The 26,017-nt window shown below is 35.6% G+C and carries 21 protein-coding genes and 1 other annotated feature; of the genes, 10 read left to right on the top strand and 11 right to left on the bottom strand.

Annotated elements, in window-relative coordinates:
* Positions 1 to 180: 180 nt before the first annotated feature.
* The gene (locus ACEPXD_RS12650) at positions 181 to 759 is read left to right on the top strand and encodes a hypothetical protein (RefSeq protein WP_391116427.1); all 579 of its coding nucleotides are present in this window, start codon (positions 181 to 183) and stop codon (positions 757 to 759) included.
* 99 nt (positions 760 to 858) lie between these two features.
* Here the strand turns inward: ACEPXD_RS12650 and ACEPXD_RS12655 are convergent, their stop codons facing one another.
* The 4 genes from ACEPXD_RS12655 to ezrA all read right to left on the bottom strand — a co-directional run bounded on the left by ACEPXD_RS12655 (position 859) and on the right by ezrA (position 5,283).
* Positions 859 to 1,062: an alpha/beta-type small acid-soluble spore protein gene (locus tag ACEPXD_RS12655; protein ID WP_151700615.1), complete on the bottom strand. Its 204-nt coding sequence runs from the start codon at positions 1,060 to 1,062 to the stop codon at positions 859 to 861.
* Between the two features lie 81 nt (positions 1,063 to 1,143).
* Positions 1,144 to 2,346: a tRNA uracil 4-sulfurtransferase ThiI gene (gene thiI / locus ACEPXD_RS12660; RefSeq protein WP_391116429.1), complete on the bottom strand. Its 1,203-nt coding sequence runs from the start codon at positions 2,344 to 2,346 to the stop codon at positions 1,144 to 1,146.
* Positions 2,347 to 2,351: 5 nt separating this feature from the next.
* Positions 2,352 to 3,485 carry a cysteine desulfurase family protein gene (locus ACEPXD_RS12665; RefSeq protein WP_391116431.1) on the bottom strand — a complete coding sequence of 378 codons (1,134 nt, stop codon included), beginning with the start codon at positions 3,483 to 3,485 and terminating at the stop codon, positions 2,352 to 2,354.
* Between the two features lie 97 nt (positions 3,486 to 3,582).
* Entirely contained in the window at positions 3,583 to 5,283 is a 1,701-nt protein-coding gene (gene ezrA, locus ACEPXD_RS12670; RefSeq protein WP_391116433.1) for a septation ring formation regulator EzrA, read from the bottom strand.
* Positions 5,284 to 5,433: 150 nt separating this feature from the next.
* Between ezrA and hisJ the strand changes: the two genes are divergently transcribed.
* The 3 genes from hisJ (at position 5,434) to ACEPXD_RS12685 (ending at position 8,688) form a co-directional block, all read left to right on the top strand.
* Entirely contained in the window at positions 5,434 to 6,243 is an 810-nt protein-coding gene (hisJ, locus tag ACEPXD_RS12675) for a histidinol-phosphatase HisJ (RefSeq protein ID WP_391116435.1), read from the top strand.
* 3 nt (positions 6,244 to 6,246) lie between these two features.
* Positions 6,247 to 6,726, top strand: coding sequence for a GAF domain-containing protein (locus ACEPXD_RS12680; RefSeq protein ID WP_391116438.1), 480 nt, complete (start codon positions 6,247 to 6,249; stop codon positions 6,724 to 6,726).
* A gap of 402 nt (positions 6,727 to 7,128) precedes the next feature.
* The gene (locus ACEPXD_RS12685) at positions 7,129 to 8,688 is read left to right on the top strand and encodes an FMN-binding glutamate synthase family protein (RefSeq protein WP_391116440.1); all 1,560 of its coding nucleotides are present in this window, start codon (positions 7,129 to 7,131) and stop codon (positions 8,686 to 8,688) included.
* Between the two features lie 118 nt (positions 8,689 to 8,806).
* On the opposite strand, the gene megL is transcribed toward ACEPXD_RS12685, so the two are convergent.
* Together megL and ACEPXD_RS12695 are read right to left on the bottom strand one after the other, a co-directional pair.
* Complete coding sequence (gene megL / locus ACEPXD_RS12690; RefSeq protein WP_391116443.1) at positions 8,807 to 9,994, bottom strand: methionine gamma-lyase; 1,188 nt, start codon at positions 9,992 to 9,994, stop codon at positions 8,807 to 8,809.
* Between the two features lie 77 nt (positions 9,995 to 10,071).
* Positions 10,072 to 11,934, bottom strand: a complete 1,863-nt coding sequence (locus tag ACEPXD_RS12695; RefSeq protein WP_391116445.1) for a diguanylate cyclase domain-containing protein — start codon at positions 11,932 to 11,934, stop codon at positions 10,072 to 10,074.
* Between the two features lie 371 nt (positions 11,935 to 12,305).
* Between ACEPXD_RS12695 and rpsD the strand changes: the two genes are divergently transcribed.
* Positions 12,306 to 12,908, top strand: a complete 603-nt coding sequence (gene rpsD, locus ACEPXD_RS12700) for a 30S ribosomal protein S4 (protein WP_391116448.1) — start codon at positions 12,306 to 12,308, stop codon at positions 12,906 to 12,908.
* A 138-nt stretch (positions 12,909 to 13,046) separates the two neighbouring features.
* On the opposite strand, the gene ACEPXD_RS12705 is transcribed toward rpsD, so the two are convergent.
* Positions 13,047 to 13,301 (bottom strand): DUF3006 family protein, encoded by a 255-nt coding sequence (locus tag ACEPXD_RS12705; RefSeq protein ID WP_391116450.1) that lies wholly within the window; start codon positions 13,299 to 13,301, stop codon positions 13,047 to 13,049.
* Positions 13,302 to 13,531: 230 nt separating this feature from the next.
* Between ACEPXD_RS12705 and ACEPXD_RS12710 the strand changes: the two genes are divergently transcribed.
* Complete coding sequence (locus ACEPXD_RS12710) at positions 13,532 to 13,699, top strand: hypothetical protein (RefSeq protein ID WP_391116452.1); 168 nt, start codon at positions 13,532 to 13,534, stop codon at positions 13,697 to 13,699.
* Positions 13,700 to 14,747: 1,048 nt separating this feature from the next.
* Here ACEPXD_RS12710 and tyrS read toward each other — a convergent pair.
* Positions 14,748 to 16,013, bottom strand: coding sequence for a tyrosine--tRNA ligase (gene tyrS / locus ACEPXD_RS12715; RefSeq protein WP_391116454.1), 1,266 nt, complete (start codon positions 16,011 to 16,013; stop codon positions 14,748 to 14,750).
* A gap of 50 nt (positions 16,014 to 16,063) precedes the next feature.
* Positions 16,064 to 16,259 (bottom strand) — a binding site (T-box leader).
* Between the two features lie 100 nt (positions 16,260 to 16,359).
* Between tyrS and ACEPXD_RS12720 the strand changes: the two genes are divergently transcribed.
* Positions 16,360 to 19,230 carry a transglycosylase domain-containing protein gene (locus ACEPXD_RS12720; protein ID WP_391116456.1) on the top strand — a complete coding sequence of 957 codons (2,871 nt, stop codon included), beginning with the start codon at positions 16,360 to 16,362 and terminating at the stop codon, positions 19,228 to 19,230.
* 67 nt (positions 19,231 to 19,297) lie between these two features.
* Here ACEPXD_RS12720 and acsA read toward each other — a convergent pair whose 3' ends face one another.
* Entirely contained in the window at positions 19,298 to 21,016 is a 1,719-nt protein-coding gene (gene acsA / locus ACEPXD_RS12725; protein ID WP_391116458.1) for an acetate--CoA ligase, read from the bottom strand.
* Between the two features lie 173 nt (positions 21,017 to 21,189).
* On the opposite strand from acsA, the gene ACEPXD_RS12730 reads away from it, so the two are divergent.
* Genes ACEPXD_RS12730 through ACEPXD_RS12740 form a run of 3 tightly spaced genes read left to right on the top strand, consistent with a single transcriptional unit; the run spans position 21,190 to position 23,682 of the window.
* On the top strand, positions 21,190 to 21,822 hold the full coding sequence (locus ACEPXD_RS12730) for a GNAT family N-acetyltransferase (protein WP_391116460.1): 633 nt from the start codon (positions 21,190 to 21,192) through the stop codon (positions 21,820 to 21,822).
* Between the two features lie 40 nt (positions 21,823 to 21,862).
* Positions 21,863 to 22,510, top strand: coding sequence for an acetoin utilization AcuB family protein (locus ACEPXD_RS12735; protein WP_391116462.1), 648 nt, complete (start codon positions 21,863 to 21,865; stop codon positions 22,508 to 22,510).
* On the top strand, positions 22,480 to 23,682 hold the full coding sequence (locus tag ACEPXD_RS12740; protein WP_391116464.1) for an acetoin utilization protein AcuC: 1,203 nt from the start codon (positions 22,480 to 22,482) through the stop codon (positions 23,680 to 23,682). Before ACEPXD_RS12735 ends, ACEPXD_RS12740 begins: the two co-directional genes overlap by 31 nt.
* A 25-nt stretch (positions 23,683 to 23,707) precedes the next feature.
* On the opposite strand, the gene ccpA is transcribed toward ACEPXD_RS12740, so the two are convergent.
* Together ccpA and ACEPXD_RS12750 are read right to left on the bottom strand one after the other, a co-directional pair.
* Positions 23,708 to 24,706, bottom strand: a complete 999-nt coding sequence (ccpA, locus tag ACEPXD_RS12745; protein ID WP_391116465.1) for a catabolite control protein A — start codon at positions 24,704 to 24,706, stop codon at positions 23,708 to 23,710.
* A gap of 133 nt (positions 24,707 to 24,839) precedes the next feature.
* Positions 24,840 to 25,925 carry a bifunctional 3-deoxy-7-phosphoheptulonate synthase/chorismate mutase gene (locus ACEPXD_RS12750; RefSeq protein ID WP_391116467.1) on the bottom strand — a complete coding sequence of 362 codons (1,086 nt, stop codon included), beginning with the start codon at positions 25,923 to 25,925 and terminating at the stop codon, positions 24,840 to 24,842.
* Positions 25,926 to 26,017 lie beyond the last annotated feature (92 nt).

Below are 26,017 nucleotides of genomic sequence, written 5' to 3' on the forward strand. Positions count from 1 at the left end.
CATCTTCAACCAACTTAAATAATATAACGCCTGAATCATATAAACTCTTAAAGTTTAAAGAAACGAAAATGGGGAGAAATCAACAACCTGATAGGTGAATTCAATCTGAGATGTTCATTAATGTAAAAAGGATTTTGTTTGTTTTTCTCGAATTATAAAAAAACATAGGAGGTGTATGAGGTGTATAAAGTCTATGATTTGGAAGAAGATGATAATAAATGGGAGATAGAGAGAAAAAAGGAAAAGAGAAGATGGCTTTGGACATTGGTATTTTTTGTGGTCGTTATATCCTGTGTAACTAGTTATAACGATTACGTTAAGTATTCTGAAACTACGATTATTGAAATAGCTAATAGGGTTTACAAAGGAATTTCATTGGAATCGTATAATGTAGGAGATATTTCTTTGACTACAGTTGAGACTATTGGAAAGATTTCTTTGTCCACAGGGGAACTGGAGAAGAACAAGAGAATCATGCTTTCCAAAGACGAGATTGCGGATTTAATCATTCAATTACAAGATACATCTATAAAGGGAATTCCACGTTTAAAGCAAGACAAACTGTATGATACTTATAGCGTTTTTCTGAAAAGTGAAGGCGGTGCGGACGAGATCTGGTTCAGTATAGAACGAGATGAATCCTTGAAAAAGGGCATTATAATTGTAATTATGCCGAGTAAGAAAATTGCAAATTACCATATTGTTGAAGGTCAAGACTTATATAACAAGATTGCTAACATAGTTTATAAAGCTCCTTGAAAGAGAGCCTTCTTTTTACATTTTGAATTTATTGCTGTTATTCAAAGTTTCTTTTATATAGAAAAATCGGCAGCCTAAGCTGCCGATCTTTTTATTTTCTTATTTGCTATACCCATTCATTTGGGATTGAGCCTGTTGCACTAATCGCTTTGTAATTTCTCCGCCTACGGATCCGTTGGCACGCGATGATGCATCAGGTCCAAGTTGTACTCCAAACTCTTGAGCAATTTCATACTTCATTTGATCAATTGCTTGTTTTACTCCTGGTACTAGAAGTTGATTTGATGAGTTATTGTTTGTCATTTCTCTCACCTCCTTGTGAAATTAGAATGGTCGTTTTCACGAAAATCATACACAAGGAGGCAAGGTATATTTTGTTATTTTTTAAAGTAAATTTTCAAAATTATTTTTCTTACTGTTTGGAAATGATAGAACTTCTCTATTTTCTACAGCTTCTTTTATTAATTCATCAAAATCCTTAAAGCTTTCATAGTACTCCACTTTTTCGAGTTTCGGTTTTGTTTTAGGACAAGATGAAGTAAATATCGTACAACAATCTTCATATGGCAATATAGACGTTTCATATGTCCCAATTTTTTGTGCAATATCAATAATTTCAAGTTTATCTGATGAAATTAATGGTCTGAAAATAGGTGTAGTTGTAACTGCATTAATGGCTGTTAAACTTTCTAGCGTTTGGCTTGCAACTTGTCCCAAACTTTCCCCAGTAACAATTCCTAGCGCGCCGATCTCTTCTCTTACTAGGTCTGCAATTTTCATCATCATTCTTCTTGTTGTAGTCATCGATACATTGTCTGGTATTTGAGCTTGAATACTCTGTTGAATATCAGTAAAAGGAATGACATGTAATCTCACCGATGCTCCAAAATGACTCAATTGATTAGCTAAATCCATCACTTTTTCTTTTGAGCGTTCGCTTGTAAAAGGTGGACTATGGAAATGAATTGCATCTAAACGTACACCGCGTTTTAATAACATATAACCAGCAACTGGACTATCAATTCCGCCTGAAAGCATTAACAATGAGCGGCCATTAGAACCAAGTGGCATTCCACCTGCTCCCGGAATAACTTCCGCCATCATATACACAGCATCTGATAAAACCTCAATACGTAGATTAATATCCGCATCTTTCATTTGTACCTTTAAGTTAGGAAACTGACTAAGCACATGACTTGCGACTGTTCGCTGTAATTCATACGTATCCAACGGAAATCTTTTATCTGTTCTTTTAACAGTGACTCTAAATGTTTTATCTTGGTAGTCTAAACTATTAATTATTTTCAAAGCAGTTGCTAGTATATCTTCCATTTCCTGCGTGCATGATGCAACTGGACTAAAGGATTGTATACCGAATATTTTCGGCAATCTTTTAATCAACTGTTGTATTTCAGCTTCATCCTTCGAAGTTAAAAACATTCGATCTCTCTCTGCTGTCATATTAAAGTTTGGCAAATCAACAAAAGAAAATTTTATATTATTTCGAAGTTGCGTAATAAATGTCTTCCTATTTTTTCCTTTTGTTGACAACTCGCCGTATCTAACTAATATTTTTTCCCATTTCATCTTTTTTAGTCTCCTTTAATTACGTTCATCACTTTAGTAAATATTTTTTTAAATTGCCGCACTTCTTCCTCAGAGTTCAAATAAGAAAAGCTTAGTCGGATGACTCCCTTAATATAATCATCTTCTAAATGCATTGCTTTTAACACATGACTTGTTTTTGTTTGTTTGGAAGAACATGCACTACTCGTGGAGACGATCACATCTTCTTTTTGAAGTGCATTGATAAATACTTCTCCTTTCACTCCTCGAACCGAAAAAGAGACAATATGTGGCGCTTTTATTTCCGGGGAAATGATTTTGATAGAAGAAAAAGTTTGTAAAAATGTACTGATCTCATCTGCCATATTTTTCATAATTTTACTATTTTCTTCTAAATTGCTATTTGCTAATCGAATTGTCTTTGCAGTACATACAGCTAATGGTACGGATGTTGTTCCACTTCTGATGCCATATTCTTGTCCTCCGCCAAAAAGAATAGGTGTAATCTCAGTAGAATTTCTTAAAACAAGAACCCCAGATCCTTTCAGACCATGAATTTTATGAGACGATATTGTTATCGCATCCACCTTTTGTTCCTCAAAGTTGACAGTCATTTTTCCAAAGCTTTGCACAGCATCCATATGAAAAACTGCTCGGCTTTTTAATTTAATTAGGGCAGCAATTTCATTGATCGGCTGAATGGCACCAGTTTCGTTATTAACATGCATTATACTTACTAAAATTGTATCCTGACGAAGAAGTGACTTGATAGAATCTAATGAGATAAACCCTTCTTTATTGACAGGAATATATTCTACATTAAATCCTTGCAGTTGAAGCTCTTTTGCGGACTCTAGTACAGAAGGATGTTCAATTTCAGAAATAAGTACATGATTTCCGCGATGCTTATATTTATTAGCTAATCCAAATATAGCTAAATTATTGGATTCTGTCCCTCCAGAAGTGAAATATACTTTTTCTTTAGTTGTTTTAATCACTTCAGCAACTTGTTTTCTTGCCGATTGTAATAATTCGTTTGTTTGATGACCGAACTCATGGATAGACGCAGGATTTGCCCAATATTTTTCGTTCACCGTTACAAATGTATCGATTATATCTTTATGAGCTTTCGTTGTTGCACTATTATCAAAATAAATCATGTTTCATTCACTCCTTTTCGGAAAAAAACCACCTTCACAATTATAGTGAGGTGGTTCAAACTTGTATACACAATCTAAATACTAAAATAGATATTTTTTATGTACGCAAAGTATCTTCTTTCACAAGTATTTCAATCTTCTTTAGAGCACCTGGCTCAACCTCTTCGACTGCAGTAGCTGCATCTTCCAAAGCTTTAGCATATCTTAGTTGTCTAAATGATTCTTCAGCTTCAAGTAGTCGCATATGAACATTGGGATGATTTGCTCGATAACGATTGCCGTATTGAATAATCTTTTCAGTTAATAACACATTTTCAAGCATTTCTTTTGCTTTTTGATGAACTTCCTCCATACAAGCTTCAGCTTGCGATAAGTAGTTATCCACTAGTATCATGTTCAGCGGAACTTCTTGGAGACTTTGCATCGCTACATAAATATGTTCTTCTGCCTCCTCTAAACGAACATCCATGTCTTCAGGAATACCGGGAATATTCGCCTTCTGTAGCATACGGTCCGTTTCATGCAATAAGTTTTTTAAATCATCTAGCTTTGCACGTGCTTTGTTTTCATCGATACGAAGGTTTTTTAAACGATTGGCAAAACGATCTTGCTCGTCATATAAGCGATCAATTTCTTCTGATATTTCATTTAGTTCTTCTTGTAAGCTTGAATAAGCTGATTGTTCTTCTTCTACACGCATTGAAAGCAGTTCAAATTTCTTATGTAACTCTTCCAGTTCTTTTAAACAGCTTTGCGGAATTTCTGCTTCTTTTTCAGGTAAGCGATAGCTTTGTTGTACATAAGCAGCTTCCTCACTGACAGCACGAGTAACTGAAGTAACTTCTTTTAGGCGACTCGCTGTTTTTTCTTTATGTTGATCGACATATTTTTTTGCTATTACTTCTTTTTCCAATAAATCATAGAATGTTTCAATTTCATCTTTTATTTCTTCCACTCTTGCAACTGTTTTAATCACATTAAGATCAATAATTGCCTCTTTCAATTTCTTCAATTCTTCTTCAATTCCATCTAATTTTGCTGACATTTCGAGATGTTGTAAGTAGTATGAACTCTCTTCCATTTCTTTTTGACCATTTCTTAATTCATGAATACTCGTTGGAATTTTATGTTGAATTTCTGAAAGTACTGTTGGTATATCATTTAAAATACGAAAAAACTTTTGGCCATCATCTTGAACAGAAATAACAATTTCTCGTGCACTTAAGTAATTCCCTGTTTCCGTTAATTTATCAAATTCTTCAAAATAAGGAATAAATGACTCTAATTTCTTTTCTAGCGCTGGAACTGCATCACCAAATGAATACTGGTGTGCAAGTACTGTTTTTCTTGCAGCGCGATGTTGCTCCTTTAATTGTTCCATTTCTATACGGTTCTTCTCTTCACTACCAATTAACTCTTCTAGTTCTTTTAATATACTCGACATTTTCTCGTCACATGTAGAAATTAAAGTTTGAAGCTCTTTTTCAATTTTTGAAGCTTTAACAAAAAGAAACTTGTCTACATTTTCTTCGGCATCAAATAAAAGAACATCGATTTTAGGCATTAGAACGTCCATTACTTCCGTCCAAGTACTTCGCCATCTTTCAAACATTTCTTCTGTTTGACCATTCATATTTAATTGTTTTACTTTTGTCATCTCTTCTAAAATAGGTTTGTTTTGAATTTGATGCTTTTCATGTTCTAATCGCTCAATTTCTGAATTATGTTTTCGTCTTATTATAAATGCAAAAATTGCAATGATTAAAAGTATAATAATCACTGGGATGATATACTTCATTGTAAGCCCCCTGTTCCAAGTTCAAAAGTTCTTTTTCAAATGTTACTATATATATTACCATGCTTTTTATGTTATTGTTTCATAAAACAATAGAAAAGCAATGAAATCTTTGAAATATTTGTATTTTAAAGAGCGGAGGTTGATTTTTTTTTGAAAAAAGATGGTCATATCCATACATCTTACTGTCCGCATGGAACGCTTGACTCATTTCAACAATATATTGAAAAAGCAATTAAAAGTGGGTTTGACGAAATAACTTTTACAGAGCATGCCCCTTTGCCATTAAACTTCAGCGATCCTACCCCTGATCAAGACAGTGGGATGGATATAAATAAGCTCGAGTCCTATTTGTCCGATTTACAGGATTTGAAAAAACAATATAGAAAAGATATTATTATTTCATCTGGATTGGAGATAGACTTTATCTCTGGTTTTGAACAGGAGACTAAATCATTTCTAAATAATTATGGGAAATATTTAGATGATTCTATTTTATCCGTGCATTTTTTACAATTTCAAAACGCATACACTTGTATTGACTTCTCCAAAAATACTTATTTAGAATTTATCAAACAAGTAGGAAGCCCAATCTCCGTGTATAGATTGTATTACAAAACACTTATGGATTCAATAACGAGTGATTTAGGACAATATAAACCTAAACGAATTGGTCATATAACGCTTGTACATAAATTTCAGCATGTGTTGTCCGAAAAAGTAGATGACCAAGAGGAAATTGTTTCTATATTAAAAGAAATAAAAAATCAACAACTTCAACTTGACCTAAATAGTGCAGGACTTGCAAAACCATATTGTTTGGAAAGCTACCCTCCTTTACCCTATGTTATTATGGCAAAACGATTAGGAATTCCTTTAGTGTTCGGTTCAGATGCCCATCAAGTGAACGATTTACATCAATTTTACGACAAATTTAAACTATTTATAGAGAATGGAGAATGAAAAATGTTTACAAAAACGAATTACTCACAGAATTTATCATCTAATTATACGATGTTATCGAAACAATTAGATGCCCTATTAACAGGGGAAAAAAATGTTATTGCAAATTTAAGTAATGCGTCGGCATTATTAAATCAATTTTTTGATCAAATTAATTGGGTTGGCTTTTATTTAATGGAAGATGACGAATTAGTGTTGGGGCCATTCCAAGGATTACCTGCCTGTGTAAGAATATCTCTTGGTAAAGGTGTTTGTGGCTCAGCTGCGAGCACTAAAGAAACAATTATCGTTCCTGATGTACATGCTTTTCCAGGACATATTGCATGCGATGCAGCTTCTCAATCAGAAATCGTCGTACCTATCTTAAAAGATGGAGTACTATTAGGTGTACTTGATATCGACAGTCCTATTAAAGAACGTTTCTCAGAACAAGATAAAGAAGGATTAGAACAATTCATTCAAGTTTTAATCACACATATGTAAGAAACACAGATATTTTCCACACACACCTCGATGGTAATTTTATATTGTGTTTAGCAAACTATTACCGTTAGAATTCAAAAGGATCGGAAAGTGACATCGTCACTTTCCGATCCTTTTCTAGTAATGTTATGTTGAATATTTGTCCGTTGCCCTCTTGGAATGTTTAGAGACTTGGTGCATTTGTTTTGGATAAGGAGAGATAATGTTCTGTTCTACTATTAAAGCGTACGAAGTGTCAATTCGTCCGTTATACGGAGCTTTATCAATGTGATACTCTTTATTTTCTCTAATACCACTCTTTAATGGATGCGCTAGCATACATACTTTATATATTTTCTTTTTAAGATTTATCGTCGATTATAATGGTAAACTATTAATAAGTTTAGAGAGGAGTGAGGGAAGATGTCTTGGATGGAAACTATTTCGATTTCTACGACATTACTAATTATTTTTCTTGTTATCGTACCAATTATTGCTGTTGTCTTTTTATATTTTTATGATCGAAAGCAAAAGCAGCATGCCATACTTCGTAATTATCCGATTTTAGGCCGCATGCGCTACATATTGGAAAAAACTGGTCCTGAGCTTAGACAATATTTATTTGATAATGATAATGGAGGAGAACCGTTCAACCGCGAGGAATATTTGCATATGGTTCTGCCAGGAAAATATTTGAACAGTGTCATTGGTTTCGGTTCGAAGCGTAATTTTAATGAAGCAGGTTATTTTATTCGAAATGCGATGTTTACGAAACAAAATGAAGAAATGCGAGTGGATAACGAAGTCATAGTTGATACAATGCGGTATGTGCTCGATGAAGATAATTTATTTTCAAGGAAAGAGCATTTGGAAGATATCCCTGCATTGTCATGGTTAATACCAGAAGAAGATGCGATTATTATCGGACCTAATTGTAAACATCCTTTCCGTGTTCGTAGTATGCTCGGACAATCCGCGATGAGTTACGGAGCGCTTGGAGAAAATGCAATTACAGCTTTATCGAAAGGTATTGGTATGGCTAAAGGTGCATGGATGAATACAGGCGAAGGTGGTCTGTCCCAGCATCATTTAGCAGGTGAAGCAGATATCATTGCACAAATTGGTTCAGGTCTATTCGGTTTCCGTACAGAAGACGGAGAATTTAGTTGGGAACGACTTCGTGAGAAAGCGGAAATTCCACAAGTGAAAGCATTTGAACTTAAATTAGCACAAGGAGCGAAAATGCGTGGGGGACACGTTGAAGGAGCGAAGGTGACCGAGGAAATTGCAGCCATCCGAAACGTTACTCCATATAAAACAATCAACAGCCCAAATCGTTTTCACCAATTCGACGACTATCCTACTTTGTTCGATTTTATCGATAAAATCCGGCAGCATTCCGGCAAACCAGTCGGTATAAAAATAGTAATCGGAAGCAAACAAGATGCAGAAGAACTAGCATCATTTATGCGTGAAACCGGTATTGGACCAGATCATATCTCGCTTGATGGTGGCGAAGGCGGTTCAGGCGCGACTTATCAGGATCTTGCTGACAGTGTTGGTTTACCACTTAGATCATCTCTTATCCTTCTGGATGATGCATTAAAGAAATATGGTGTAAGAGATCGAGTGAAGATTATTGCATCTGGTAAAATTACAACACCTGATCGAGCTGCGATTGCCTTAGCAATGGGAGCCGACCTTGTTCAAATTGCACGAGGATTTATGATATCAGTAGGCTGTATCATGGCACATAAATGCCATACAAATACATGTCCCGCGGGCGTTGCTACTACAGATAAGAAGTTGCAACAAGGACTTGTTGTAGAAGAAAAGAAATATCGCGTTACCAATTATATTTTGACGATGCGTGAAGGACTTTTCCGAATAGCATCTGCTGCTGGACTTGACTCACCAACAAAACTTGATCGACAACATGTCGTGTACAAAGATGAGCGAGGAAGAGTTTTCACGATAGAATAAATAAAGTACCGTTCTACCAGTGATGGTAGGACGGTACTTTATTTACCAAAATAATACTCCCACTTAAATTGCGACCTGAAAACGTTCATTGATAAGTGGGAAATTGACTAGATATGGTTTAAAGCGTAGAAAAAGCTTGCTGTAAATCCTCTATTAAGTCTATTGAGTTTTCTAGACCTACTGATAGACGGAGCAATCCATCTGTTATACCCATTTCTAATCTTTCTTTTTCTGGCACGACAGAATGAGTCATCGTTGAAGGATGTTGAATTAGTGTCTCTGCATCTCCAAGACTTACAGCGATTTTTATTAACTTTAATGCATTCATTAACTTTTGTGCATTTTTCATCCCACCTTGAACGGTAAATGAAATTAGCCCTCCCCCAGCTTTCATTTGTTTTTTGGCAATTTCGAATTGAGGGTTGTTCTCATCAAATGGGTAGAAAATATTTTCTACCATAGAACATGATTGTAAAAAAGAGAAAAGTTCTGCTGCATTTTTTGTATGACGGTCCATCCGTACATGCATTGTTTTCAAACCTCTGATAAGTAACCAAGCATCAAACGGAGAAATGATACCACCATAGTCTTTTTGCACAGACAAACGTATTGTCTCTATCTCCTCTTTTTTCTTTCCAACCAGAATTCCTGCAATAACATCCCCATGTCCATTAATATATTTAGTAGCACTATGCAATACAAAATCTGCTCCTAACTCCAAAGGATTTTGCAAATAAGGAGATGAGAAAGTATTATCTACCACTACCTGAATGCCGTGTTTTTTCGCAACTTGCGTTATAAGCCCGATATCTACTATTTCCATCGTAGGATTAATAGGAGTTTCTATATAAATACAAACCGTATTTGGTTTAATAGCTGCTTCAATCTCTTCTTCTGTTGCTAGTGTCGAAAAGTCGTGTGAAATATTGTACTTTTCCTTCAATATATTTAAAAAGCCAAATGTACAACCATATATTCCTCGAGTACAAAGAATATGATCTCCACTCTTAGTTAAATGAACTAGAATCGTACTAACCGCAGCCATTCCTGAACCAAATGCGAGAGCACCTTCCCCGTACTCTAGTGCGGCCATCCGCTCTTCCAGTACTTTGACTGTCGGATTCCCTAATCTAGAGTAAATTCCTCCCGTTTCTTCTCCTGCAAACCTTCTTGCCCCTTGTTCAGCCGTTTCAAATGCAAATGTGGAAGTTTGATATAGAGGAACTGCCAGGCTATCATGATGATTAATAGAACTATACCCCTTATGAATATATAACGTTTCCTTTTGATAATTTTCTTTCTCCATTTCACTTACACCCCTTTTTGTAAACGCTTACATATAGTCTACACGGAATGATACAAAAAGAAAAGGCACTCATCCTATTAAAAATGAGATGCCTCAAAAATACGCATTTGATTTTTTCCGTTATTTTTAGCTTCATACAGAGCCATATCTGCATAATGGAAAAGATCGTGGAAAGTTACCTGATGATCTCTTTCCCACACACTCACTCCCATTGAAACTGTTACACTTGGATTTGTTTCCATAGGGATTTGTGCAATTATTTGTTTCGATTCTTCTATGCCTTGCTCAATAGTCATTTGGGAGAAATAGATAGCAAGTTCTTCTCCACCCCATCTGGCTCCAATCCCTATTCCATCTGTTCGTTTTTGAATAATTGTAGCAATTTCTTTTAATATTTCATCTCCGACTTGATGACCATGTGTATCATTCACTTGTTTAAAGTTATCGATATCCAAGAGTATGAAGACACCTCGTTCTTCATTTTCCATCGATGTTTCCACATATTTGTCTAAATACTTTCTCGCATAGAGATTAGTTAAATGATCACGATTTACCATTTCCTGCAATTTGTTACGTAATTTTGAGTTACTAATTGCAAGGGAGGAGTGTTGAATTAACGATTGCATTAATTTAAAGCTATCGAATGAAAAGAAGTATGGCTCTCTATGCAACACGATACTAAATCCTGTTATCTGATTTTGCTCTTTTAACGGAACGGCAACTAGAGAACGATATTCATTTTTTAAGTCTTCAAGTCGATTGAGGTCTGCAATAAAAAGCGGGTCTCTCATTTTAATAAAATGATTAATCACATGCTGAATATATAATTGTCCATCAATCGTATGAAAAAATCCTGAACTAGCTGAGGATACTTGGTATTCCTCCTCGTCTCCTAAAAAGACGAAACAAATTTGTTCAGGATGAAACGATTTCATTAATTGATTTCGTAAAAACAAAAGCATATCTTCTAGTGATAAATTCATATTTAGCTTATGTGATGTTTCATTAGTTAATTGTAAATCTGCTACCAAACGATGTGATTGAATATATAACTTTGCATTTTCTAATGCATTTCCAGTAGCAGTGGCAAGCAATGACGCAAATTCTTTTTGTCTTACCGAAAATAAATAGTCAAGTGGCGTTGACATTTGCATAATACCATATATTCCTTGTTTACCTTTAATAGGAACATTTAATAAGCGAACCCCTAAGTCTGTAGCTAATTCAGATGTAACGTCCCCCGAAACATATGCTTCTATTGTTGCCTGCCTTTCGGATGTATAGTCAAACAACTTATAAGGAACGGATGGTTTTCGTTCTTGGTCATTTGACAATATTAAAATGGAATCGAAGCTAGGAAAAGCATCTTGTAGAGCATTTAAAGTCCCTTCCAATATCTGACCAATATCAAGTGTAGAGTGGAACATTTTAGTTACATTAAATAGGTTTCGGTATTGATGTTCCTGTTGAGTTAAAAAGATTGTTTTCTTTAATGTTAGCACTAATTTACTAAGTATATCGATAAAATCATTTACTTCTAATGTGCAGGAAAATTCTCTCCATTTAGAAGTAGATTCCATAGTTAGCAATCCTAAAGGTTGGTTCTCCATATCTCTTAATAGAATGGACACTTCCCCATCAATCAAAAAATTCTTTTGAAGTAATGGAGCAAACGTAAAACTATTTTCAAAAAAAAATGATTCAATCTCAGTCCATTTAATCGCATCTAATTTTTTGATCAATGAATGATTCCATTTAAGCTGTAAAAATGTACCTGCATCATAAATATAGTAGTTTGCTAGCTCTATGTCAAAAAATTCAGAAAGTATAGATTTTAAATCATAAAACCAACTAATACTTGATATATTTGAGATGGCACTTTCTGTCAAAATGTCTAACATACGGCTTTTCATCTGTTCCACTATTGTTGTTTCTGTCATTTTAACACCTCTTAGCTTTCCAAGAGTGAATATGTTACTTTTATCATATATCGCATACTTCTATTTGACTATACATCTAATATTTTGTCAATTGATTTCCTATTAGCGGTTAAAGTAATTAATTTCAAGAAAGAATGAATTATATTGACTTTAGTCACTTCAAAAGTTACAATGAAATTTGTGTAAAATAAATGCAGCAGTTGTATGTTCTAGATTGCTCATTTTGTTCCTCTATTCAATAGAATAGATGGTGTATCCCGTAACCCTTTGGCTGCATGGGCGATGATACATGAAAACAAAATGTCTACTAGTTTGGATACATCTGGTCTTATTTTACAACAAAATAAAACCAATTTTAGGAGGAATCTTTCATGTCTCGTTATACAGGTCCAGCATGGAAATTATCACGTCGTCTTGGTATTTCACTAAGCGGTACTGGTAAAGAATTAGAAAAACGTGCTTATGCACCAGGACAACACGGTCCAAATCAACGCAAAAAATTAACTGAGTACGGTTTACAATTACAAGAAAAACAAAAACTTCGTCACACTTATGGTGTTAACGAACGTCAATTCCGTACACTTTTTGATAAAGCTGGTAAAATGCAAGGTAAACATGGTGAAAACTTCATGATTCTTCTTGAAACTCGCCTAGATAACGTTGTATACCGTTTAGGTCTTGCTCGCACTCGTCGTGGAGCTCGTCAATTAGTAAACCATGGTCACGTTATGGTCGATGGTAAACGCGTTGATATTCCTTCATTCCGTTTAAAAGCAGGTCAAGAAATTTCTCTTCGTGAAAAATCTCAAAACCTTGACGTTGTAAACGAATCAATGGAAATTAACAGCTTTGTACCTGATTACTTATCATTTGATGCAGACAAAAAAGTTGGTACTTTCGTTCGTCTTCCAGAACGTAGCGAACTTTCTGCTGAAATTAACGAAGCTCTTATCGTTGAGTTCTACTCTCGTTAATAACTATACTCTGCAAAGAGTAGCATTAAAAGCCCTAGAATCCTTGTTAAATCAAGGTTTTTGGGCTTTTTTTATTAGTCATTATATAAAAAAACCAACCTACTCCGTTTAGAGCAGATCGTCTTTGTGCCATATTAATTAATTTGTATCCATTTTCATACCTTCGATTAAATCGAGTAATCTTTGTTTGGTGACATCTGTCTCTTCTTTCAAAGCTTTAAAGTCATAGCCAGATTTATCTTTATTAATATGTATTTCTAGTAAATCTCCTATTTTTGCATTTATCGTAAACTTATTTTTTAAAATGACTAGTTTATTTGCTTTATTATCTTTTTCCAAAAGAACAACAAAAAAATCATCGAAACGATCAACTATGTATCTATTTGAACCCATTACTAACAGCCCCTTGACCAATTTAATAAAAATATACTATATATTATCCTTCACTATTTCCTACTATATATTATTCTAAACTCTTTCTTACTATATATTATTCTATACTATTTCTTACTCATTTTTCATCTTTTTTTGATTAATAATTAAATTTTTTTAATATTTTCATGACTATTTGTCTATTTTGTGGAAATACTAAGAAAGGAATAGACGAAAAAGGAGTGTATCATTTGATAAATAATAATAAGAATAATTCACCAATCAGAAAGCTGAGTAAACAAGGCGTTAGCGCAAGATTTAACGAACCCGAAAGATTAAGTGAGGATGAGAAAAGAAATCTTCAAGTTAAAGATGGACAACATAATCATCATGTAGACGAACGTGGAGGAGCAAAATAGGTTTTTGTAAATGGAGAAAAGTGCAAGCTCTCTTTAAGCGCAACTAATCTTTCCTATAATCCGAGTGCTTTGGACGAAACAATGTCTATACTATTACCGTTAGAGTTTTGGATCGTGAAGTGACTGCGTCACTTCACGATCCATTTTTGCGGGTAATCTTGTGGCGAATGTTTGTCCTCGGAAAGCGAGCGTTTTTTTTCAGATTCGATTTTTCTTCTATTCTAAGAAAAACGCAAGCACCCTTTAAGTGCACCTTGTCTTCTCTATTTCTAGAGTGCTTTGGACGAAACATTTGCTCCTGCGGTTACTCGTCGCAAAAAGAATTTTGGCTACACTATTACCGCAGGAATTTTGTGGATGGAGAAGTGACTGCATCACTTCTCCATCCACTTTTTTTCGATAATCTTGTGGCGGATGTTTGTCCGTCACCTTCTTGAAATTTGTAGAGACAAGGTGCGTAAGGCTTGGTTAATGAGGGATTAGATGCTTTCCTATTCTTTTAAAAGCGGACGAAGATGCAATTTCGTCCGCTCAGCGCTTCTTTATCAATGAATACTACCTATTTTTTCAGGCCCACCAATTCTAATCATCTACCCGCTGATTCATGTATACTGTGTACGATAAAAGTAAAAACATATAGGAAATCCTGCTTAAGGAAGACATCATTAAAATCACTTCAAGTCGTTGTGAATACTGGATTTCTAGTATATCAATTTCATATACTTTCTTTTTAGGAACTACTCACTTAATGGATTGTAGTGAAAGGTGGCGACTCCAGACGGAGGCCAACAGGATGTTGGTCACGAAGGCGTTGCCACACGATGTGGCGCTCTTAGCCTTCGTTCCTCGGAGACAGGTGTGCCATCGCAAACGACGCGAATGCGGCGCCCCCGCGGAACGCGTCCACCTGAAACGGAAATCCGCGGTATTCTTTAATTCTTTAAAGTACTATGAACACTGGTTTCGCAGGTTGATAATTCATATACTTTCTTATCTTTTAAGAAAAAACAAAGCTACTTCCCCTATTATGGGGAAGTAGCTTTACTTTTTATACAAACTTGATCATTTTGTAGTTTTTCTTCCCTCGACGGATAATCATAAACTCATCTTCTAAACGATCACTTTCCCCTACTTCATATGCTACATCAGTCACTTTTTCTCCATTTACTGAAATAGCACCGTTTGCTACATCCTCGCGAGCTTGTCTCTTCGATGGAGATACAGTCGCTTCAACGATAAAATCTACAATATTTTTTGCATCTTTTGTCATTTCAACAGATGGTACATCTTTGAAAGCGTCTTTCATTTCTTCTGCAGATAACTCTTTTAAATTTCCACTAAACAATGCTTGGGAAATTCGAACAGCTTGGTCTAAAGCTTCTTGACCATGAATAAGACGAGTCATTTCTTCTGCAAGAGCAATTTGGGCTTTACGTAAATGCGGCTCATTTTCCACCGTCACTTGGAATGCTTCAATTTCGCTTCTTTCTAAAAACGTGAATATTTTCATGTATTTAATAACATCCGAATCCGCTGTATTAATCCAAAATTGATAAAACTCATATGGAGATGTCTTTTTCGCATCTAACCATACAGAACCAGAAGCAGATTTACCGAATTTTGTTCCATCTGCTTTTGTTACTAACGGAATCGTAATGCCAAATGCTTTTGTTTCCTCTTCATGTGTTTTGCGAATCATTTCAAGACCTGTTGTTATATTCCCCCACTGGTCCGACCCACCAATTTGAACTCGGCAATTAAAGTGGTCAAATAAATGTTTGAAATCAATACCTTGTATTAAAGTGTAAGTAAATTCAGTAAAAGAAAGACCTGTATCTAAACGAGAAGCTATGGAATCTTTCCCTAACATATAGTTTATATTAATAAGCTTTCCAAAGTCTCTTAAGAATTCAACTACATTCATCGAGCCATTCCAATCATAGTTATTCACCATTTGAGCGCCATTTTCTGCTTGGAAGTCAAAAATTTGTTCCATTTGAGCTTTAATACCTTGAACATTTCGATCAATTTGCTCGATAGTTTGAAGTTGTCGTTCTTCTGATCGTCCAGATGGATCCCCAATCATGCCTGTTGCTCCACCTACTAATAGAATTGGTCGATGTCCATGTAGTTGAAATCTTCTTAGTGTAAGAAGGGGTACAATATGCCCAATATGCATACTATCTGCAGTTGGATCTACTCCACAATATAAAGAAATTTTTTCATTATTTAATAACTCTTCTAATCCCTCCGCATCCGTTTGTTGATATAAAAGACCTCTCCACTTTAAATCTTCTAGTAATGCATTTGACATTTTAATCTCCTCCTAAATAAAATAAAAAAGTCCCTGCATGAAATAAATCATGCAGGGACGCTTTGTCAATTAGCGCGGTACCACCCAGCTTGAAGGAAAAATCCTTCCGCTTCAATCACGATATCGTTGTGAAAACGTCTAACTCCAAGCCTGTAATTCGTTTTTATACACTGACTAGCTTTCACCAACCGCTAGCTCTCTAAACAGTATGCACAATCACTACTTCGGACTTTTCTACGTTAAAATATATACCTATTTTACATAATTTAAAACGTATGTCAATAACTATCGTCTATTGATAATCGATTATGGTATAATAATTCTTGATTTGGGGGTCGAGCTATCGATGGATAAACGGTTAAAGAAAATCCAATTTTACAAAGATAAATTTGAAAAATGGCAAACAACTAAATGGGCTAAAAGCCTACGCATTTCATCCGGGGTTATATGGAATTTATGTTTACTACTTTTAATTGTAGGTCTTACCTTTGGAATTTTTGCTGCATCAGTTGGAGCTGGTTATTTTGCTTCGTTAGTAAAACAGGAACCTTTACGTGATAAAAAAGACATGAGAGCTGCTGTATTTAACTACGAAGAAACCTCAGAAATCTATTTTGCTGGAGATGTATATCTTGGTAAGTTAAGGACAGATCTTGAGCGTACTGAAACTAAGTTATCCTCCATTTCACCTTATGTGTTGGATGCTGTTTTAGCAACAGAAGATGAATACTTCGAAGTACATAATGGAATAGTACCTAAAGCAATTATCCGTGGTCTACTTCAAGATGTAACTAACTCTGATACAAAAACAGGGGGATCTACTTTAACGCAACAATTAATTAAGAACCAAATATTAACAAACGAAGTATCCTATGAGCGAAAAGCAAAAGAAATACTTTTAGCTATGCGTCTAGAACACTTTATGACGAAAGATGAAATATTAGAAACTTACTTGAATATCATTCCTTATGGTCGAAATGCAAACGGAAGAAATATTGCTGGCATCGAAACAGCTGCAAATGGAATTTTTAATGTAAAAGCGAAAGATTTATCTTTACCACAAGCAGCCTATATTGCAGGAATCCCGCAATCCCCATTCGCGTATACTCCCTTTAGAAAAGGCGGAGTATTAAAAGAAGGAAAAGCATTGCAGGCTGGGATTGAGCGGATGAAGACCGTTTTATTCAGAATGAAAGAAACGGGTTATATTACAGAAGAAGATTATAATTCTGCAAAAAGTTATGATATTACAAAAGATTTTAGACTACCAGAAGTCGTTTCGGAAGATAAGTATCCATGGTTAACTTCTGAAATTGAAAATAGGGCAAAAGAAATACTTAGAGTACAATTTGCCGCAGCAGATGGAATTGATCTGGAACGCTTAAAAAACGAATCTAAACTCAAAGAAAAATACGATATTATCGCAAAAAGGGCTATAAGTACAGGTGGTTACCGAATTCATACAACTATCAATAAAGAAATGTATGAAGCGATGATTAAAGTAAAAGATGAATTCGATACCTATGGTCATACTTATACAAAAGAAGTGAAAGATCCAAACACAGGCGAAATTACCATGCAAGATTTTCCTGTACAAGTAGGAAGTATGATGATTGAAAATGGAACAGGTAAAATATTAGCGTTCCTTGGTGGACGTGATTATAATCTGGAACAGTATAATCATGCAACACAAGCCGTCCGTCCAATTGGTTCGACAATTAAACCTTTACTCGTATATGCACCTGCAATTGAATATGGGGTCATTGGAGCTGGAAGCCCTGTTGTCGATGTAAAACTAGAAAATTTAGGACGTACTACATGGAAGGAATCACCATCTAATTATACGAAAGATCAAGAAAAAGGTATTATTTCAGCACGTGATGCATTAAAAACATCACAAAACTTATCGACTATTCGTTTGTATGATTTAATCATGGATAGAAAGCCAACGGACTTCCTCAAAAAAATGGGATTTGAACATATTGAAGATAATGAATATGCAAATCACGCTTTAGCTATTGGTGGGATGACAAATGGAGCGACGGTTGAAGAAAATACAAATGCCTTTGGAACTATCGCAAACAGTGGTCAATTCATCGATGCTTATATGATCGAAAAAATTGAAGATGTTAATGGAAATGTAATCTACCAACATAAAATGGAGCCAGTGCAAGTATTCAGTCCTGCAACTGCTTATATTATTACCGATATGCTTCGGGATGTGTTGTCTGGAGGAACAGCAGCTCTTGCAAATTCTCGATTAAAATTTAAATCCGATTTTGCAGCTAAAACTGGTACTACACAAAATCATAATGACTCTTGGCTCGTCGGATACAATCCAAATATTTCTCTAGGCGTATGGCTTGGTTACGATGATAATCAATTATCCTTATTTTATATGAACAATCGTTATAATCATCCAAGCGTTCGAGTAAATATGTTTTGGTCCAATATGATGAATGCCATGTATGACGTAAATCCTGGGCTTGTGGCTGCTCCAAATCCTTTCCCAGTCCCTAAAGGGGTTGTTACTAAATCATTCTGTGGTATTTCAGGGTTGGCCCCGTCTGATGCATGTGCACAAGCAGGATTAGTCAAATCAGATTTATTTAATGAAGCTGCAATGCTTCCAACTGCACCAGATGATAGCTTAATATCATCATCTTATGTAGTGATCAACGGGAATAGATATCGCTCTTTGGAATCTACCCCAAGTGAATTTGTTGTAAAAGGCGGTTATGGTGTAAATGAAGATTTTATCACACGAATGCTTGGAAAATTTGGTGGAAACGCAAGTAAACTATTCCCTGAAAACTCTACTTTTGCAGGTAATGTAGTATCCGAAGAAATGTTTAAAGCAGATGGTAGTCCTCCAAAAACCGTTACTGCTAATCTCTCTGAAAAAACATTAACTTGGACCAAGTCGGAATCATCTGATGTTGTTGGATATCGAATATATAAAGTTGTTAACAGTGAAAGAGTCTTAATGGCTTCTAAACTAGAAGCGGAAGATAATACCTATAATATTAATGGTACAGGGGAATATATCGTTGTGGCTGTTGATATTACAGGACTACAATCAGCGGCTTCTAATATCGTTTCAATAGAGGAAAAAAATCCTGAACCACCAACGGAAATCGTAATACCTCCAATTACTTCGGACGATGGAGATAAAACAACTCCTCCAGAGGATGACGATGAAACCGGTGATGATTAATAGTTATATATTATTTCCAAATGCAAAGCCACAGCTTCCTAATTTTTAAGGTCGCTGTGGCTTTTTATTAGTCTTCCATCGTTGACAAGTCCCCTGTCGGTAATTTTAATTCCCAAGCTTTTAATACTCGTCTCATAATTTTTCCGCTTCGGGTTTTTGGTAACTTCTCTTTAAATTCAATTTCCCTAGGTGCTGCATGTGCAGCAAGTCCTTTTTTAACAAATTGCTGAATGTCGGCAATTAATTCGTCTGAAGGTTTATATCCTGCATTCAAAGAGACAAATGCTTTGATAATTTCTCCACGTACAGGATCTGGTTTACCAATTACTCCAGCTTCTAATATAGCAGGATGCTCTAGTAACTTGCTTTCCACTTCAAATGGTCCTACTCGTTCACCAGAAGTCATGATTACATCATCTACTCGTCCTTGGAACCAATAATATCCTTCTTCATCCATATAAGCGGAGTCTCCTGAAAAATACCACTCATCATTCATAAAAGTTGACTCGTATTTTTCTTTGTTATTCCAAATTTGACGCATCATAGATGGCCAACCTTTTTTTATCGCTAGATTCCCCATTGTGAATGGAGGAACAACATTTCCTTGATTGTCTATAATGGCTGCTTCCAATCCTGGTAAAGGTTTACCCATTGATCCGGGTTTGATCGGTAAACAACCGTAGTTACAAATCATTTGTGCTCCTGTTTCTGTCATCCACCATGTATCATGAATTCGCTTATTAAATACATGCATACCCCACTTAATCACTTCCGGATTTAAAGGCTCCCCGACGGATAGAACATGGCGTAAAGTGGATAAATCATGCGCTTTAACAATCGCGTCCCCTGCTCCCATCAACATACGAAATGCAGTTGGGGCACTATACCAAACCGTCACACCATACTCATCAATCGCGTTATACCATGCATCTGGCGAAAAACGTCCCCCAAGCACAAGAGAAGTAGCACCTGCAAGCCATGGGCCAAATACACCATAAGATGTACCTGTAACCCATCCAGGATCTGCTGTGCACCAGTAAATATCTTCATCTCTAATATCCATAACCCATTTCATTGACTGGTATTGTTGAACCATTGCATAATGCACATGCAAAATGCCTTTTGGTTTCCCTGTTGAACCGGATGTGTAATGTAAGATAAGACCATCCTCTTTATCTACCCATTCTATGTCAAAAGAATCAGACGCCTGCATTAATGACTTATTAAAATCTATAAATTTTTCTGTTTCTTCTATATTTTCCCCAACTAAAAAAACTGTTTCTAAATGAGGTAATTTATCCAACGGAATTCTATTAAGTAAATCTGGAGTAGTAACAATAGCTTTCGCTTCACTATCTAGTAAGCGATCATAAACTGCACCTTCCATAAACGCTTCAAATAGCGGACCTACAATGACACCCATTTTAACTGCACCAAGTAGTGCAAAATATAATTCTGGTGACCTGGGCATAAAGATAAAAAGACGATCTCCTTTTATAAGACTAGATTTTTGCTTAAAAACATTTGCTGCTTTATTGCTCCTATTTTTCATGTCAAGGAATGTATAAAATTCTTTCCTATCAGCATCTTGGTAATACAGTGCAATTTTATCTTTTCTATAAGATTCTGCATGTCTATCAATAGCTTCATAAGCCATATTAACTTTTCCAGTCTCGTACCAAGAAAAATTCTTCTCTGCATCTTCCCATTGAAAACTTTTTACAGTTTCATCATAGTCCTTTAATTGATAGTCACCTTGTACTACTGGTAGTAATTCTATTTTCATCCTCTTCATCCTTTCGTTCAATATACTCTTTTATTCTACAATACTTTTTTGTACTTTTGCTAATGTTTTTACTTTTTCGAATGTTTTACGATCTTTAGATAATGAATCGCTTTCTTTCAGAAATATCATGTATAATAATTTCAATTGACATTATTTTTATAGGTGGTGAATTTGTGATACATAACAAAACGTATAATTCGGTGGTACTAGAAACAAAGCATGGTACCCTTATCGTAGAAGGACCGATGCAATCGGATGTAATAGCTAATTTGGAATTCCATGAAGATTTAGTTGCTTTCCGAGCACCTGCTCAACAACATAAAGCCATCGTTGACATCGCCAATCTACCTGAAGGAAGAATAATAATTGTACGAAATGAACGGACAATTGTAGGATATAGTACATTTCTTCACCCCGATCCACTCGAACGATGGTCTCAAGGGAAGATGGAAAATTTAATCGAACTTGGTGCCATTGAAGTAATTCCAAAGTATCGTGGAACAGGAGTAGGGAAAACTCTTCTTCGTGTATCTATGATGGATGAAATGATGGAAGATTATATTACAATCACTACTGAATATTATTGGCATTGGGATTTAAAAGGAACGGGGTTAAATGTCTGGGAATATCGAAAAGTAATGGAGAAAATGATGCAGGCTGGGGGATTAGAATACTTTGCAACAGATGATCCAGAGATTAGTTCCCATCCTGCTAACTGTCTCATGGCTAAAATAGGTAGCAGAGTGGATAGCAAGTCTATTCAACAGTTTGATCAGCTGCGCTTTATGAATCGATTTATGTATTAAAAAGATAAGCGCTAGTCAAATCGAAAAGGAGTTTATCACAATGATTGTAGAAGAAATAATGAATACTTCTGTACCAACATTAACCCCTTCCCATACGATTAATGATGCTTTACTACTCTTAAAAGAGAAAAGAATACGCCATTTACCAATCATAAATGGTCAGCGAGAGGTCGTTGGTGTTGTGACCGATAGTGACTTAAAAGAAGCTACTCCATCGTCACTTCTGAGCATCCAAAATCCTGAAATTTATGAGCGTCCATTAAAAGAAATCATGACAATAAATCCAATTACTGGCCATCCACTAGACTTTGTAGAAGAAACAGCAAATATATTTTACGAAAATCGTATTGGATGCTTGCCGATTGTTAGTCAAGGTAAACTAGTCGGTATGATTACGGAATCTGACCTACTATACAAATTTATTGAATTAACAGGTGCCCATCAGCCTGGATCTCAAATCGAAGTTCGTGTACCCAATCAACCAGGAGTTCTGTTTGAAGTATCTAAAGTTTTTTATGAACAGAAAATAAATGTATTAAGTGTTTTGGTGTATCCCGATAAAGTGAAAAGCGATTACAAAATATTAGTATTACGTGTCAAAACGATGAATCCTCTCAAACTCATCGAAGCAATAAGAGCAGAGGGCTTCGAAGTATTATGGCCAAATCATCCAGGAATGAATCTATGAAAAAGGACGCAGTGTTTATCTTTTCAGAAGATCAATTAGGCTATAAGTTTTCAGACACACATCCGTTTAATCAAAAACGATTAACTTTAACGGTCGACTTATTAAGAGAATTGAACGTTTTATCATCTATGGATATAGTAGCACCTAGAACTGCATCAGACGAAGAATTAAGCTTAGCCCATGATCCTCACTATATTGAAATGGTAAAAAAAGCTAGTTTTGAAACAACCGAAACAAGCATATATGAAAGCTATGGTATTGGTACAGAAGATACACCAATTTTCCCACATATGCATGAAGCGAGTGCTAGTCTTGTCGGAGGAACCCTAACTGCGGTGGATTATGTGATGGAAGGAAAGTCATTCCATGCACTTAATCTAGGTGGTGGTCTTCATCATGGTTTTAAAGGACGCGCCTCAGGTTTCTGTGTTTACAACGATAGTTCAGTAGCGATTAAATATATGCAGCAAAAATACAATGCACGCGTTCTATACATAGATACAGATGCTCATCACGGAGATGGTGTGCAATGGAGCTTTTACGATGATCCGAATGTATGTACAATTTCAATTCATGAAACTGGAAGATATCTTTTTCCAGGGACAGGTAATATAACAGAAAGAGGATCTGGAGAAGGTTTTGGCTATTCCTTTAACTTTCCAATTGATGCATTTACGGAAGATGATTCATTTCTAGAAGTTTATCGCACAGCATTTAGAGAGATCATTGATTCTTTTAAACCGGATGTAATTTTAACTCAGAATGGTGCAGATGCCCACTACTTCGATCCATTAACGCATTTGTATGGCACGATGAAAATTTATCAAGAAATCCCGAAATTGGCCCATGAACTTGCACATGAATATTGTGATGGGAAGTGGATTGCTGTCGGAGGTGGTGGATATGATATATGGAGAGTAGTCCCTCGTGCCTGGTCCTTACTTTGGATGGAAATGAATGGCCTAAAGGCTCCCGAAGGTGAATTACCGAAAAACTGGCTAAATCGTTGGTCCAAAAAGGCTCCTATCCCCTTCATTCCAACTTGGAAGGATCCAAATCCACTATATGAACCAATTCCCAGAAAAGCAGAAATTACGGAGAAAAATAAACAAATGCTTGATAAAGCTTTACACTTACTTCGTCAGCAACAATCTTACAAAAACCACCAGTAACATAAGCTACTGGTGGTTTTCCTTATTATTTTACGGAATCTCTTTCCTCTATTCGATAAGGAAGAATAACAGTTTGTTCGTCAATTTTTTCTTTGTTCATAAACTTTGTCAATAATCTCATCGAAACTGCTCCGATATCATACAAAGGCAGTACCACGCTTGTTAATTGAGGTCTAACCATTCGAGCAAGTTTGGAGTTTTCAAAACTAATAACCTCGATATCCTCAGGAACTCTAAAACCATTATCTTGAGCACCATGTATTAAACCTATGGCAATTTCGTCATTTCCGGCAAAAAATGCTGTTGGAGGATTTTTTAGCTCACGAAGCTTTTTCCAAGCTAGAAGTCCATCATCATACGTATTATCAATGCCAACGATTAAATCTGAGTCAATTTCTATATTGGCTTTTTCTAGTGCCTCCTTATAACCAGATAACTTGAACAATTGATTAATAGCCGATGATATCGAACTAGAAACAAAAGCAACACGTTTATGTCCATTTTGAAGTAAACGATTAGCTGCATCAACTGCTGCTTCATGATATTCGATATTAACAGAAGGAAAAGAGTTAGAAGCCTCAATTGTACCTGCTAACACGATAGGAACTTGTGACCTTTCCATCTCCCTAAACATATCTTTTGTTACTTGATCACTCATCATGACAACTCCATCTACTTGCTTACTAAATAACGTTGAAAGTAGTTGAACTTCTTTGTCTTCTTGTTGATCGGAGTTCGTTAAAATAATATTGTATCTATACATCGTCGCAATATCTTCTATTCCTCGTACAAGCTCCGCATAAAACACATTTGAAATATCTGGTATAATTACTCCAACTGTTTTTGTCTTTTTACTTGCTAATCCTCTTGCAACTGCATTCGGTCTATAATCTAGTCGCTCGATTACTGCTAACACTTTTTGACGAGTGGCAGGTTTTACATTTTGGTTTCCATTTACTACACGTGAAACGGTTGCCATCGATACATTTGCTTCCCTTGCTACATCATATATTGTAATAGTCAACGCATAACCCTCCTTCACTACCATGAATATTTATACTATATATAAATAATACTGTATGTTCACTATGATTTTCAATCATATAGTAAAACCGACTCTATAAGAAGAGTCGGTTTTGTGAATAATTATAATCTCATTATGCATGTACTTCATGAGTTTTCATAAATCTTTGTAATGAATCGTAAAATTCATCGAATTGCTTTAAGTTCATTTGTTGAGCTGCATCGGATAATGCAACTGCAGGGTCAGGATGAACTTCTGCCATTACCCCGTCTGCTCCGATAGCAATTGCAGCTTTCGCGGCAGGCAATAAAATATCTCTGCGTCCAGTGGAATGTGTTACGTCAACAAATACAGGTAAATGAGTCTCTTGTTTCAATATTGGTACTGCAGAAATATCCAATGTATTTCTCGTAGCTCTTTCATACGTACGAATACCTCTTTCACATAAAATAATTTGATCATTACCTTGTGACATAATGTATTCCGCAGCATGAATAAATTCATCTAACGTAGCAGCAATCCCACGTTTAAGAAGTACTGGTTTATTAATGGAACCTACTGCTTTTAATAACTCAAAGTTTTGCATATTACGAGCACCAACTTGCACAACATCTACATAATCAAGTGCTTCTTCTAAATGGCTAGGTGTAACGATTTCAGACACTACCGCTAATCCATACTCTTGTGAGATTTGTTTTAATATTTTTAAGCCTTCTAATCCAAGTCCTTGGAAATCATATGGAGAAGTACGTGGCTTGTATGCCCCACCTCTAATAAGTTTTAATCCTTTTGCTTGAATTGCTGCGGCAACCTCTGCAACTTGTGTATAAGATTCAACAGCACATGGACCAAATACGAAGGAAGGTATACCTGTTCCAATTTTTTCACCATTAATTTCTACAATAGTATCTGTTGACTTCTTTTTACGTGAAACAAGAAGTGCTTTTTTCTGATCGTCCACTTGCAGTTCTAAAGCAGTTTTGAAAATTTCTTTAAAAATGTGCTCCACTGTGGACTGTGGAAGCGGGCCATTATTGTTTTCTTTTAAATGATCTAGCATATTTCTTTCGCGAAGAGGGTCATATCTATTTACACCTTGTTTTTCTTTTACTCTTCCAATTTCTTGAACGACTCCAGCTCTTTCATTAATCAACTGTAAAATTTCAACGTTGATTTCATCTACACGTGTGCGTAATCCTTCTAAATCTACATGACTCATAGATATTTCTCCTCTCTTCTCTCCATCAATACTTTATATCGACTGAAGATTATGATACATTTTTAGGTATAAGACATATTATAATCAATGCA

Origin of the sequence: Psychrobacillus sp. L3 (assembly GCF_042945595.1) — a bacterium.
Lineage (GTDB): Bacteria > Bacillota > Bacilli > Bacillales_A > Planococcaceae > Psychrobacillus.